General features: G+C 65.9%; 12 protein-coding genes and 1 pseudogene. 12 read left to right on the top strand and 1 reads right to left on the bottom strand.

All coding sequences use genetic code 11. From position 1 onward, the window contains the following. The first annotated feature begins 34 nt into the window (after positions 1-34). From A7A09_RS17560 to A7A09_RS20875, 4 genes are all read left to right on the top strand, one after another. Positions 35-1,327: an arylsulfotransferase family protein gene (locus A7A09_RS17560; protein WP_106692608.1), complete on the top strand. Its 1,293-nt coding sequence runs from the start codon at positions 35-37 to the stop codon at positions 1,325-1,327. A gap of 229 nt (positions 1,328-1,556) precedes the next feature. Next, complete coding sequence (locus A7A09_RS17555; protein WP_106692693.1) at positions 1,557-2,489, top strand: sulfurtransferase; 933 nt, start codon at positions 1,557-1,559, stop codon at positions 2,487-2,489. Continuing rightward, the gene (locus tag A7A09_RS17550) at positions 2,489-3,628 is read left to right on the top strand and encodes a YeeE/YedE family protein (RefSeq protein ID WP_106692607.1); all 1,140 of its coding nucleotides are present in this window, start codon (positions 2,489-2,491) and stop codon (positions 3,626-3,628) included. Before A7A09_RS17555 ends, A7A09_RS17550 begins: the two co-directional genes overlap by 1 nt. Further along, positions 3,625-3,789, top strand: coding sequence for a hypothetical protein (locus A7A09_RS20875; RefSeq protein ID WP_170167150.1), 165 nt, complete (start codon positions 3,625-3,627; stop codon positions 3,787-3,789). Before A7A09_RS17550 ends, A7A09_RS20875 begins: the two co-directional genes overlap by 4 nt. Before the next feature lie 369 nt (positions 3,790-4,158). On the opposite strand, the gene katG is transcribed toward A7A09_RS20875, so the two are convergent. Continuing rightward, on the bottom strand, positions 4,159-6,333 hold the full coding sequence (gene katG, locus A7A09_RS17545; protein WP_106692606.1) for a catalase/peroxidase HPI: 2,175 nt from the start codon (positions 6,331-6,333) through the stop codon (positions 4,159-4,161). Between the two features lie 329 nt (positions 6,334-6,662). Here katG and A7A09_RS17540 point away from each other — a divergent pair. The 8 genes and pseudogenes from A7A09_RS17540 (at position 6,663) to ureG (ending at position 12,237) form a co-directional block, all read left to right on the top strand. Continuing rightward, positions 6,663-7,474: pseudogene (locus A7A09_RS17540) on the top strand (urease accessory protein UreD). 3 nt (positions 7,475-7,477) lie between these two features. Further along, positions 7,478-7,789 (top strand): urease subunit gamma, encoded by a 312-nt coding sequence (locus A7A09_RS17535; RefSeq protein ID WP_106692605.1) that lies wholly within the window; start codon positions 7,478-7,480, stop codon positions 7,787-7,789. Then, positions 7,790-8,353, top strand: a complete 564-nt coding sequence (locus tag A7A09_RS17530; protein WP_106692604.1) for a HupE/UreJ family protein — start codon at positions 7,790-7,792, stop codon at positions 8,351-8,353. A 3-nt stretch (positions 8,354-8,356) separates the two neighbouring features. After that, complete coding sequence (locus tag A7A09_RS17525) at positions 8,357-8,662, top strand: urease subunit beta (protein WP_106692603.1); 306 nt, start codon at positions 8,357-8,359, stop codon at positions 8,660-8,662. Further along, positions 8,662-10,350, top strand: coding sequence for an urease subunit alpha (ureC, locus tag A7A09_RS17520; RefSeq protein WP_106692602.1), 1,689 nt, complete (start codon positions 8,662-8,664; stop codon positions 10,348-10,350). The genes A7A09_RS17525 and ureC overlap by 1 nt, the downstream gene beginning before the upstream one ends. A gap of 9 nt (positions 10,351-10,359) precedes the next feature. Next, positions 10,360-10,854 carry an urease accessory protein UreE gene (locus tag A7A09_RS17515; RefSeq protein ID WP_106692601.1) on the top strand — a complete coding sequence of 165 codons (495 nt, stop codon included), beginning with the start codon at positions 10,360-10,362 and terminating at the stop codon, positions 10,852-10,854. After that, entirely contained in the window at positions 10,829-11,482 is a 654-nt protein-coding gene (locus A7A09_RS17510) for an urease accessory protein UreF (protein ID WP_245999428.1), read from the top strand. Before A7A09_RS17515 ends, A7A09_RS17510 begins: the two co-directional genes overlap by 26 nt. Then, positions 11,479-12,237, top strand: a complete 759-nt coding sequence (gene ureG / locus A7A09_RS17505) for an urease accessory protein UreG (RefSeq protein WP_106692599.1) — start codon at positions 11,479-11,481, stop codon at positions 12,235-12,237. The genes A7A09_RS17510 and ureG overlap by 4 nt, the downstream gene beginning before the upstream one ends. The last annotated feature ends 17 nt before the right edge of the window (positions 12,238-12,254 follow it).

The raw sequence follows: 12,254 nt of genomic DNA, 5'->3' as shown, positions 1-12,254 counted from the left end.
CGGTTGCCATTCACAAGAGAAAGTAAACAGAGCCTTGAAACGCAGAATTTCCGACCGCATCGGTCCCGTCATTTCAATTGTTTCGCTTGCAATCATCGCGGTGATCTATGGCACCGTATCCACCTGGTGGAACTGGTTTCCCGCGCCGCAGATCGGCCTGGCGCATCGCACGATTCTGGAGGTCTCGCAGAACTGGAAGAACGATATCGGGCTTGAACCCACGCGGCACCTGGTCAAGCCGATCTCCGGCGATCCGGACCCCGAACGCGGATTCTCGGGCCAGACTTCGGGCAGCAGCGCCGAGGGCTATACCCTTGCCGCGGGGCTGAACGAGCAGCGGGACGGGCCGTTCCACACGGTTCGCCTTTATGACGGCAGCGGGCAGGAGCTGCATCGCTGGCCGGTGCGCTACGGCCTGTATGATTCCGAACGCAAGCCGCAGAACGTGATGCTGCACGGCATGGAAGTATTCGAGGACGGCTCGCTGGCGCTGACCTTTGACGGCGGGCAGGCCATCACCCGGATCGATGCCTGCGGCAAGCCCATCTGGACGCAGAATGACCGGTTCCACCATAGCATCAACCGGGATGGCGAAGGCCATCTGGTGACGCTGCGCGATGACGATATCGTCTGGCTCGACGAGGATACGGGCGAGATCCTGAACAGCATCAGCCTGCGCAAGGAAATGGTCGAGGGCGCGAATGCAGAGCAGAAGGCGATGCTGGAGATCCGCACCCGCACGCCGGAAAACGCCGAGGAAGAGGTCTCCTATCTGGGCGATCCCTTCCATCCCAACGATGCCGAGCCGCTGCGCGCCGATATGGCCGGTGCCTTCCCGATGTTCGAGCCCGGCGACGTGCTGCTGAGCCTGCGCGAGCTGAACATGATCAGCGTGGTGGATCCGGAAACCGGGCGCCTGAAATGGTGGCATTACGGGCCCTGGTTCAAGCAGCACGATCCCGACTTCCAGCCCGATGGCCGGATCACGGTTTACGACAATGCCACCGGTTCGGGCGCAAGCCGGGTCCTCTCGATCCGCCCCGGCGAGGATCGGGTCGAGACCCTGTTCACCGGCTCGGACGAGGTGCCGTTCTATAGCTGGCGCCGGGGCAAGCATCAGGTCCTGCCGGACGGCAACATCCTGCTGACCGAGGCCGAGGGCGGGCGCGTGCTCGAGGTGACACCCGGTGGCAAGCTGGCCTGGGAGCGGCACATGGCCTGGGATCCCGAGCAGAACGTGATCATCACCGAGGCCCGCCACCTGCCTGCGGATTTCTTCGAGAACGGGGTGCCGGGCTGTGATACGGGCGGCGAGGGGGAGACCTGAGCCACCACCGCGATGCGGTCTGAAACAAGGATGAAATTCCGGCAGGCCCGGCCTTGCGGGAAATGCGTCATCGCCCGATGGCATGGGGCGCGTTAACCGCCTTGCGATTTCGCTATTGGCGAAGATCCTGTTTTCGATCATTGCAGTTTTCGGGATGCGCGAATGCTTGAAATGCGCGATAAATTGCCGATCTGGTAAAGGGAACCCGAAACGCGAAGGAAGACAGCCGATGAAAGGTCTTGCATTGATCTGCCTCGCCGGCATCGCTTGGATGGGCGTGACCGCCGCCTCCGCCGCCGGTCTGGGCCCCCTTGTCGAGGCCGCGGAGCTGAATGCCGCCCTTGATGAGCAGGATCCGATCGTCCTGGATATCCGGGGCGATGCCTATGCCGAAGGCCATATCGAGGATGCGGTTTCGGCACCCTATGCGCTGTTCCGTGGTCCTGCCGGGAATCCTGGCCAGCTTCCTCCGGTGGATAGGCTGGAGGCGACCTACGAGGAATTGGGGCTGGTGATGGACCGCCCCATCGTCATCATGTCCCAAGGCGATACCGACAGCGATTTCGGCGCCGCCGCCCGAGTATACTGGACCCTGAAAAGCTCGGGTTTCACCGAGCTGTCGGTTCTGAACGGCGGGGCGGCTGCCTGGATCGATGCCGGGCTGCCGCTGAGCAAGGCCCCGGCCGGCGCGACGCCATCCGAGCTGGACATCACCTGGGACGACCGCTGGACGGCGCTGACCGACGAGGTTGCCGGCATTGTCGCAGGCGAACGGGACGCAGTGCTGGTCGATGCCCGGCCGCCCGAGTTCTACGAGGGCAGGAAAGCCCATGACGCGGCAGAACGGCCCGGAACCGTGCCGGGGGCGCTGAACCTGCCCCATTACAGTTTCTTCCCTCCGGGCGCGACGAGGATCGGCGGGGTCGATGACCTCGACGCGCTGAAGGCGTCGCTTGGCATCGATGCGGGCGAAGAGGTCGTGTCCTTCTGCAATACCGGGCATTGGGCCGCGACCGACTGGTTCGCGCTGTCCGAACTGGCCGGGATCGAGAACGTCAAGCTCTACCCGGGCTCGATGGTGGAATATTCGGCCAGCGGCAACGAGATGGCCAATGTGCCGGGCCTGTTCGAGAATTTCCTGAACCAGTTCAGGCGCAACTGATGTCCGGGGCGTCGGTTCCGCAAGGCCGGGAAGGCCCGGCCTTCGACATCCTTGCAAGGCGCGGCGGGCTGGTCCTGGCGGCGCTGGCCTGCATCGCGCTTGTCGCCCTGTTCGCCGGGGCGCGATACGGGATGATGCTGGCCATCGGCCTTGGCTTCGGCATCGCGCTGGAAGGGCTGCGCTTCGGCTTTGCCGGGCCATGGCGCGCGATGATCCTGCGCCGCGAACCGGCGGGAATCCTGGCGCAATTGCTGTCCATCGGGATCGTCAGCGCGGTCGCGATTCCGCTGCTGGCCGCCCATCCGGACGAGCTGACCGGCGCGCAGGCCCCTATCGGTTGGGCGATGATCGGCGGCGCCTTCGTCTTCGGCGCGGCGATGCAGGTGGTGCTGGGCTGCGGCTCGGGGACATTGGTGAATGCCGGTTCGGGCAATCCCGTCGGCCTGCTGGCGCTGCCCTTCTTTGCCATCGGCAGTTTCGCCGGGGCCTATCACCTGATCTGGTGGACCGGGCTGGGCGCCCTGCCGATCCTGACCCTGTCCGGCTGGCCGGGCCTGATCGTCACCCTTGCGGCTCTGGCGGCGGTAGCGGGCCTGCTCCTGAGACTGGCCAGGCCCGAAGCCCGGCACCTGCCGCGCAGGCTGGTGATCGCGGCCATCGCCCTTGCCGCCCTGGCCATCGCCAACCTCGTGATCGCCGGGCAACCCTGGGGCGTGGTCTACGGGCTGGGCCTCTGGGCGGCCAAGGGGTTCACGGCCCTGGGCGGCGACCTGTCCGGCTCGGCCTTCTGGAGCGCGCCGGGATCGGAACGGATCCTGCAAGGCAGCATCCTGACCGATTATACCTCGCTCACGAATATCGGCATCATCGCGGGCGCCTTCGCCGTGGCCGCATGGCGGAGCGGCGGGCTGTCGCAGAAACTGCCCGGCTATCCGATGCGGGCATGGCTGGCCACGATCGTCGCGGGCTTCCTGCTGGGATATTCCTCGCGGCTGGCATTCGGCTGCAATGTCGGGGCGTTCTTCTCGGGGGTGTCCACCGGCAGCCTGCATGGCTGGGTCTGGTTCGTCGCGGCCTTTGCCGGTGCGGTCCTGGGTGTCCGGCTGCGCCCGCTTTTGGGGCTGGAGACGCGCGCATGACCCGCACCGTCACCGCATCCGCCGCGATCGCGTTCCTTGCGGCCCTGCTGGTCTTCGACCAGGCAAGCGCCGATCTGAATCCCTACAAGGCGCCCCCGGCCTTTGCCCTGGGATCGGGGCAGGCATCATCGGGCGGCTTTTGCGGCGCCCTGCCGGAATAGGACGGGTCCGGCGGGGCAACGGGGCGCGCTGTCAGGTGAACAGGAAATCATCCGCGGTGATCTGGGCACATCATGCGCCATCCGGCCCTGGGGCATATGAGGATGTCGATCACCGCCCGACGATCAAGCGATACTGCAGAAATCTGACAGGAAGGACCATGCTCGGGATCATCGGGCGGTTTAGACCAAAGGCTTACTCACGTACTCACATTTGGTATATATAGTACAATTTGCAGACGATGGCAACAGCCAGCTTTCACCCATCCCAACCGCTGCAGAACGGTTGGCGACAGGGTGGTTACTGCAGGTCGGGGCACAAGGTCCCCTCCCCGGGGAAAGCTGGTTCCAACGGGGAGGGGACAGGCATGATCAGGCCAGGTCGAAACGGTCCGCGTTCATCACCTTGGTCCATGCGGCGATGAAATCGCTCACGAATTTCTCGCGGTTGTCATCCTGTGCATAGACCTCGGCATAGGAGCGCAGGACCGAGTTCGAGCCGAAGACCAGGTCGACCCGTGTCGCGGTCCATTTCACCGCATCGTTCTTGCGGTCGCGGATCTCGTAAAGCCCGTTATCCACGGGTTTCCAGCTATTGCCCATATCGGTCAGGTTCGCGAAGAAATCCGTGGTCAGCGTGCCCTCGCGATCGGTGAAGACGCCATGCCGGGTGCCACCGTGATTCGTGCCCAGCACACGCATGCCGCCGACCAGCACGGTCATCTCGGCCGCGGTCAGGCCCAGAAGCTGCGTCCGGTCCAGCAGCAATTCCTCGGCGCTGACGACATAATTCTGCTTGATCCAGTTCCGATAGCCATCGGCCAGGGGCTCCAGCGGGGCAAAGGAGTCCGCATCCGTCATCGCGTCGGTCGCGTCGCCACGGCCCGGAGCGAAGGGCACGGTCACGTCAAAGCCCGCAGCTTTCGCGGCCTTCTCGATCCCCAGGTTGCCGGCCAGCACGATCACATCGGCGATGCTGGCGCCGGTTTCCGTGGCGATGGGCTCCAGCACGGACAGGACCTTCGCCAGGCGGGCGGGCTCGTTACCCTCCCAGTCTTTCTGCGGGGCAAGGCGGATGCGCGCGCCATTGGCGCCGCCGCGCATGTCCGAGCCGCGCCAGGTCCGCGCGCTGTCCCAAGCGGTTGCAACCATGTCCGCGATGGACAGACCGGCAGCGTCGATCCTGGCCTTGACCGCCGCCACGTCATAGCCGGTATTGCCAGCCGGGATCGGATCCTGCCAGATCAGGTCCTCGGCCGGAACGTCAGGCCCGAAATAGCGCGCCTTCGGCCCCATGTCGCGATGGGTCAGCTTGAACCATGCCCGCGCGAAGGTCTCCGAGAAGTAGGCCGGATCGTCCCTGAAGTGCAGCGCGATCTCGCGATAGCCGGGATCGACCTTGAGCGCCATGTCGGCATCGGTCATCATCGGGTTGCGGCGGATGGAAGGGTCCTCGACATCAACGGGCTTGTCCTCTTCCCTGATGTCCACCGGCTCCCATTGCCACGCGCCCGCCGGGCTCTTGCGCAGCTCCCATTCATGGTTGAACAGCATTTCGAAAAAGCCGTTGTCCCATTGGGTCGGATTGGTCGTCCACGCGCCCTCAAGCCCGCTGACCACCTGGTCGCGGCCGATGCCGCGCGTGGACTTGTTCAGCCAGCCAAGGCCCTGATCCTCGATCCCGGCACCTTCCGGTGCATCGCCCAGCAGCTCGGCGCTGCCATTGCCATGGGTCTTGCCGACGGTATGGCCGCCCGCGGTCAGCGCCACCGTCTCTTCGTCGTTCATCGCCATCCGTGAGAAGGTCTCGCGCATCTGTGCCGCGGTTTTCAGCGGGTCGGGCTGGCCGTTCACGCCCTCGGGATTGACATAGATCAGCCCCATCTGCACGGCGGCCAGCGGGTTCTCCATGGTCGAGGGGTCATCAAGGCTGCCGTAACGGCTGTCGCTCGGCGCCAGCCATTCCTTTTCCGAGCCCCAATAGACATCCTTTTCCGGATGCCAGATATCCTCGCGGCCAAAGCTGAAGCCGAATGTCTTCAGCCCCATGTCCTCATAGGCGATGGTGCCCGCCAGGATGATCAGGTCGGCCCAGCTGAGCTTGTTGCCGTATTTCCTCTTGATCGGCCAGAGCAGGCGGCGGGCCTTGTCGGTGCCCGAATTGTCCGGCCAGGAGTTCAGCGGTGCGAAACGCTGGTTGCCGGTGCCGCCGCCGCCACGGCCATCCGAGATGCGATAGGAACCCGCCGCATGCCATGACATGCGCACGAACATCGCCCCGTAATGCCCCCAATCGGCGGGCCACCAGTCCTGGCTGTCGGTCAGCAGGGCGCGCAGATCCTGTTTCAGCGCCTCGACATCCAGTTTCTTCAACTCTTCCCGATAGTCGAAATCCTTGCCCATCGGGTTGGTCTTGCTGTCATGCTGATGCAGGATGTCCAGGTTCAGCGCATTCGGCCACCAGTCCATCACGCTGGCGCCCGAGGCCGTCATGCCGCCATGCATGACCGGGCATTTTCCCGAAGATTTGATGTCATTTCCGTCCATTGAAACTCTCCTTGCTGAACCGTGCCATCACGGTGACCGGATCTCGCGCGTTTCTCATGCGGAGCGCGAATCCGGGCATCGGCTACCATCCGTTTGTAACATGAATCGGAATTAGTTAAATTTGGATTTATTGATTGATCACATAAGGTGATCTTATGATGATACATTGCCGGATTCCCGCCCCGCTCCATCGGCAAACTGCCGCAAAATTCGACAATCCGCCGGAATATGCCTAACGAAATGGCATATCACGCTGAATCTGCTGCTTTCACAACCAGTTCCGATGCTCTGCGATTGAGATCGCCTGTCCGGCTAATTCAATGGCCTCCATGTTCGACTCACCCCGCATATCCGGTTTCCAGCGCAGTCATGGGCAGGCCCGGATCGTGCTTGGGCCCCGCGGTGTCGTCGATCTGGCGCAGTCGGGTTCGGCCAAGGCGATGCTGCCGCGGATGGCGGCGGGGCTGCCCGAGATCGTGTTCCTGAATACCTCCGGCGGGCTGGCCTCGGATGACCGGCTGGAATACGGCGTCGAGTTGCGCCCCCGCACGCGCGCCCTGGCAACGACACAGACGGCCGAGCGCGCCTATCGCGCCGATGGAGGTCCGGCGCGGGCGCATGTGTCCCTGACCATCGGCAGGGATGGCTGGCTGGACTGGCTGCCGCAGGAAACCATCCTTTTCGACGGCGCCGCGCTGGATCGCGTGACCGAGGTCGACCTGGCGCCGGGCGCGGGCTGCCTGTTGCTGGAAATGATCGTGCTGGGGCGGCTGGCCATGGGTGAGCATCTGTCGCATCTGCACTTGCGCGACCGCCGGGTGGTCCGCCGCGAGGGCCGCATCCTGCATCACGACGCGCTGGCGCTGGACGATGCCGGGCTGCGGCGGCTGGACGGTCCGGCGATGTTGGGCGGCGCGAAGGCCGTGGCGACGCTGGCCATGATCGCCCCGCATGCGCCGGATTTGCTGACCCGCGCCCGCGACATGCTGGACGAGCCCGGCGTGACATCCGCCGCCAGCGCCCCGCCCGGACGCTGGTTGTGCGGCTTCTGGCCGGGGATGGCTGGCCGCTGCGGCGGCAGATCAACCGGCTGCTCGCGGCACTGCGCCCCGATCCCCTTCCACGTATCTGGCAGGTCTGACCCATGAACCTTACCCCCCGTGAACGCGAGAAACTGCTGGTCTCGGTCGCCGCCATGGTCGCCCGTGGGCGGCTGGCCCGCGGCGTCAAGCTGAACCATCCCGAGGCCATCGCCCTGATCACCGATTTCGTCGTCGAGGGCGCCCGCGACGGCCGCAGCGTGGCCGACCTGATGCAGGCGGGCGCGCATGTGATCACCGCCGGGCAATGCATGCAGGGCGTGCCCGAGATGATCGAATCGGTGCAGGTCGAGGCGACCTTTCCCGACGGCACCAAGCTGGTTACCGTCCATCACCCGATCCGCGAGGAGGCTTGAATGAAACGATTTTTCACCCTTACCGCCGCTGCGGCCGTTTTCCCCGGCCTGGCGCTTGCACATCCCGGCCACGAGGCGGGCCAGTTCATGGGCGGGCTGTCCCACCCCATCGGCGGGGCCGATCATTTGCTGGCCATGGTCGCGCTTGGCCTGCTGGCGGCGCAGATCGGCGGGCGGATGCTCTGGGCCCTGCCTGCCGCATTCGTCACTGCGATGATCGCGGGCGGGCTGTTGGGTTGGGCGGGGCTGCCCTTTGCGGGCGTCGAGCCGATGATCCTTGCCTCGGTGGTGATCCTCGGCGCGCTGGTCGCGATGGCCATGCGCCTGCCGATGGCGGTGCTGGTTCCGGGCGTCGCGATCTTCGGCTTTGCCCATGGCTGGGCGCATGGGGCAGAGGGCCCGGTGCAGGGGCTCATCCCCTATGCGGTGGGTTTCGCCACTGCTACCATGGCGCTGCATCTGCTGGGCATCGGGATCGGCAGGCTGCTGCAACGCGGGGCATTGCTGCGCGGGATCGGCGGCGGCACGGTGCTGGCGGGCCTCGCCCTTGCGGTTGCGGGCTAGGCCATGATCCCCGGTGAGCTCATCCCCGCCAAGGGCGAGATCGCGCTGAACGAGGGCCGCGAGCCGATCACCCTCATGATCGCAAATAGTGGCGACCGTCCCATCCAGGTCGGCAGCCATTACCATTTCGCTGAAACCAACCCGGCGCTGCGTTTCGACCGCGCAGCCGCACGTGGCATGCGCCTGTGCATCCCGGCAGGCACCGCCGTCCGCTTCGAGCCGGGCCAATCGCGCGAAGTGCGGCTGATCCCCTATGCGGGCGACCGGGTCGTGCAGGGATTCCGCAAAGACATCATGGGGGCGCTGTAATGGCCGTGACGCTTTCCCGCGCCGATTACGCGGCGATGTATGGCCCGACGAGTGGCGACCGCATCCGGCTGGCCGATACGGAACTGCTGATCGAGGTCGAACGCGACCTGACCATCCCCGGCGAAGAGGTCAAATTCGGCGGCGGGAAGGTGGTGCGTGACGGCATGGGGCAGTCCCAGGTCACGCGCGGGGGCGGCGCGATGGATACCGTCATCACCGGCGTGGTGGTCTTCGATCACCAGGGCATCACCAAGGCCGATGTTGGCCTGAAGGATGGCCGCATTGCCGGCATCGGCAAGGCGGGCAATCCCGACACGCAACCGGGCGTCATGCTGATCATCGGACCGGGAACCGAGATCATCGCGGGCGAAGGCCGTATCCTGACCCCCGGCGGCTTCGACTGCCATATCCACATGATCTGCCCCCAGCAGGTCGATCACGCGCTGCATTCGGGTGTCACCACCCTGCTTGGCGGCGGCACCGGCCCCGCGCATGGCACGCTGGCCACCACCTGCACGCCGGGGCCGTGGCATATCGCCCGGATGCTGGAGGCCTGCGCCGATCTGCCGGTCAATATCGGCCTGGCGGGCAAGGGCAACGCCTCGCGCCCCGAGCCGCTGGAGGAACAGGTCCGCGCCGGGGCCTGTGCGCTGAAGCTGCACGAGGACTGGGGCACCACCCCCGCCGCCATCGACAATTGCCTGGGCGTGGCGGACCGGATGGATGTGCAGGTGATGATCCATACCGACACGCTGAACGAATCCGGCTTTGTCGAGGACACGATGGCGGCCATCGCCGGGCGCACGATCCACGCCTATCACACCGAGGGCGCGGGCGGAGGCCATGCCCCCGACATCATCCGCATGGTCGGCATGGGCAATGTGCTGCCCTCATCGACCAACCCGACCCGGCCCTATACCGTCAATACCATCGAAGAGCATCTGGATATGCTGATGGTCTGCCACCATCTGGACCGCCGCGTCCCCGAGGATGTCGCCTTCGCCGAAAGCCGCATCCGGCGCGAGACCATCGCCGCCGAGGATATCCTGCATGATCTGGGCGCCTTCAGCGTGATCTCGTCGGACAGCCAGGCGATGGGCCGCGTGGGCGAGGTCATCATCCGCACATGGCAGACCGCCGACAAGATGCGCCGCCAGCGCGGGCGGCTGGAGGGCGAGCAGGGCGAGAACGACAACCTGCGCGCCCGCCGCTATATCGCCAAATACACGATCAACCCGGCCATCGCGCATGGCGTCAGCGCCCATATCGGCAGTATAGAGCCCGGCAAGCGCGCCGATCTGGTCCTGTGGTCCCCGGCATTCTTCGGCGTCAAGCCCGAGATGGTGCTGGTCGGCGGCCAGATCAGCGTGGCGCAGATGGGCGATCCGAACGGCTCGATCCCGGTGCAACCGGTCTTCAGCCGCCCGATGTGGGGGCATTCGCGCCGTGCCTCGGCGCTGTTCCTGTCGGGTGCGGGGCTCGAGGCCGGGGCGGGCGGTGGTCTGGACAAGGTGCTGATCGCGGTCGAACAGACCCGGGACATCGGCAAATCCGACATGGTCCTGAACGATGCCATGCCCGAGATCGAGGTCGATCCGGAAAGCTACGAGGTTCGCGCCGATGGCGAAATCCTGACCTGCGAGCCCGCGAGCGAACTGCCCATGGCGCAACGCTATTTCCTGTTCTGAGGAGCCCCGATGATCCCCCATAGCCACCAGGTCATCCGCAATGCCGCCGCGTCTTCCGGTGCCCCCTTCGATGGTGGCGTGGTGCTGGATTACGAGGGGCGGCTGCTGCGCCGCAAGCGGCTGGCCTGCGATGCGGGCGATTTCCTCGTCGATCTGCCCGAGGTCACCAGCCTTGACGATGGTGACGCCTTCCTGCTGTCGGATGGCCGCCGGATCCTCGTTCATGCCGCCGCCGAGCCGGTGCTGGTCATTCGTGGCGACCTGCCCCGCCTCGCATGGCATATCGGCAACCGCCACACCCCCTGCCGGATCGAGGCCGACCGGCTCATCATCCGCGCCGATCACGTGCTGGAGGCGATGCTGAACCAGCTTGGCGCGCGGATCGAACATGCCACGCTGCCCTTCAGCCCCGAAAAGGGCGCCTATGGCCATGGCCGCACCTTCGGCCATGATCACGGTCACTCCCATGCACATGCGCATGACCACCAGCACGATCACGCCTGACGCCGCCCGGCTGCGGCTGGCGCAATACCTGTCGCCCGCCTTCCCGGTGGGCGGTTTCGCCTGGTCGCAGGGGCTGGAATGGGCGATGGATCAGGGCGCGGTGACCCGCGCCACCCTGCCGCAATGGCTGGCTGACTGGCTGGAACATGGCGGCGGCTGGACGGATGGCGTGCTGGCCTCGCTGTCGCGGCGGCCCGGGGCCGATCATGCCGGGCTGGACGATCTGGCCCGCGCCGCCTGCATGGGCTCGCAACGCCTGACCGAGACCGTCGAGCAGGGGACCGCATTCGCCGCCAATATCTCGGCGCTGACGGGCGAGGCCCATCCTGCGGCAGCCCTGCCGGTCGCCTTCGGGCGGGCCTGCGCCGGGTTTCCGCTGCCCATGCCAGAGGTGCTCGCCGCTTTCCTGCAGGCGCAGGCGGCGGCGCTGATCTCGGCCGCGGTGCGCTTCATGCCGCTTGGCCCGGTCGAGGGGCAGGCGATGCTGGCCGGGCTGCAACCGGCGCTGCTGGCCACGGCAACCCGCGCCGCAACGGCGACCGAGGCCGATCTGGCCAGCGCCACATGGGGGGCGGATATCGCCGCCATGTCGCATGAAACCATGACAACGAGGATATTCAGATCATGAGCCCAGAAGCATTTCCAGCAAAAGTGGGCACCGTTTCGGCAGAAAAAACAGTCTCCCAGACTGTTTCCCGGTCCTGCCTCGATGCGTCCGGAAATGCGTCACGTTTCTCGCACGGTCCCCTTCGCGTCGGCATCGGCGGTCCCGTCGGCTCGGGCAAGACCACCCTGACCGAGCAGCTGGCCCGGCATCTCGCCCCGCGCCTGTCCATGGCGGTCATCACGAATGACATCTACACGCGCGAGGATGCCGAAGCCCTGATGCGCGCGCAGGTCCTGCCGCAAGAGCGGATCCGGGGCGTCGAGACCGGCGGTTGCCCGCATACCGCGATCCGCGAGGATGCCAGCATCAACCTTGCCGCCATCGCCGATCTGAACGCCGCCTTTCCCGGTCTGGAACTGATCCTGATCGAGTCGGGCGGCGACAATCTGGCCGCGACCTTCTCGCCGGAACTGGCCGATCTGACGATCTATGTCATCGACACCGCCGCCGGGCAGGACATTCCCCGCAAGCGCGGCCCGGGCCTTGCGCGTTCCGACCTGCTGGTGGTGAACAAGACCGATCTTGCGCCGCATGTCGGTGTGGATGCCGAATTGCTGGAGGCCGATGCACGCGCCTCGCGCGGGTCGCGCCCGGTGGTCATGGCTTCGCTGCGCCACGGCAGGGGGGTGCAGGAGATCATGGATTTCCTGGTCCGCGAGGGCGGGCTGGAACTCGCACCGCTCAAGGCCGGGCACGAGGTCGGTCACGCGCCGTAGCGGAACCCGCGCTCTCT

Source organism: Paracoccus methylarcula, assembly GCF_003007735.2.
Classification (GTDB): domain Bacteria; phylum Pseudomonadota; class Alphaproteobacteria; order Rhodobacterales; family Rhodobacteraceae; genus Paracoccus; species Paracoccus methylarcula.
This window is presented reverse-complemented; position numbering and strand designations above follow the sequence as displayed.

What these genes read in the sequence shown, in the direction of transcription:
- A7A09_RS17555 (WP_106692693.1), top strand. Translation starts at nt 1,557, where the DNA reads ATGAAAGGTCTTGCATTGATCTGCCTCGCCGGCATCGCTTGGATGGGC.
- A7A09_RS17550 (WP_106692607.1), top strand. Translation starts at nt 2,489, where the DNA reads ATGTCCGGGGCGTCGGTTCCGCAAGGCCGGGAAGGCCCGGCCTTCGAC.
- A7A09_RS20875 (WP_170167150.1), top strand. Translation starts at nt 3,625, where the DNA reads ATGACCCGCACCGTCACCGCATCCGCCGCGATCGCGTTCCTTGCGGCC.
- katG (WP_106692606.1), bottom strand. Translation starts at nt 6,333, where the DNA reads ATGGACGGAAATGACATCAAATCTTCGGGAAAATGCCCGGTCATGCAT.
- A7A09_RS17535 (WP_106692605.1), top strand. Translation starts at nt 7,478, where the DNA reads ATGAACCTTACCCCCCGTGAACGCGAGAAACTGCTGGTCTCGGTCGCC.
- A7A09_RS17530 (WP_106692604.1), top strand. Translation starts at nt 7,790, where the DNA reads ATGAAACGATTTTTCACCCTTACCGCCGCTGCGGCCGTTTTCCCCGGC.
- A7A09_RS17525 (WP_106692603.1), top strand. Translation starts at nt 8,357, where the DNA reads ATGATCCCCGGTGAGCTCATCCCCGCCAAGGGCGAGATCGCGCTGAAC.
- ureC (WP_106692602.1), top strand. Translation starts at nt 8,662, where the DNA reads ATGGCCGTGACGCTTTCCCGCGCCGATTACGCGGCGATGTATGGCCCG.
- A7A09_RS17515 (WP_106692601.1), top strand. Translation starts at nt 10,360, where the DNA reads ATGATCCCCCATAGCCACCAGGTCATCCGCAATGCCGCCGCGTCTTCC.
- A7A09_RS17510 (WP_245999428.1), top strand. Translation starts at nt 10,829, where the DNA reads ATGACCACCAGCACGATCACGCCTGACGCCGCCCGGCTGCGGCTGGCG.
- ureG (WP_106692599.1), top strand. Translation starts at nt 11,479, where the DNA reads ATGAGCCCAGAAGCATTTCCAGCAAAAGTGGGCACCGTTTCGGCAGAA.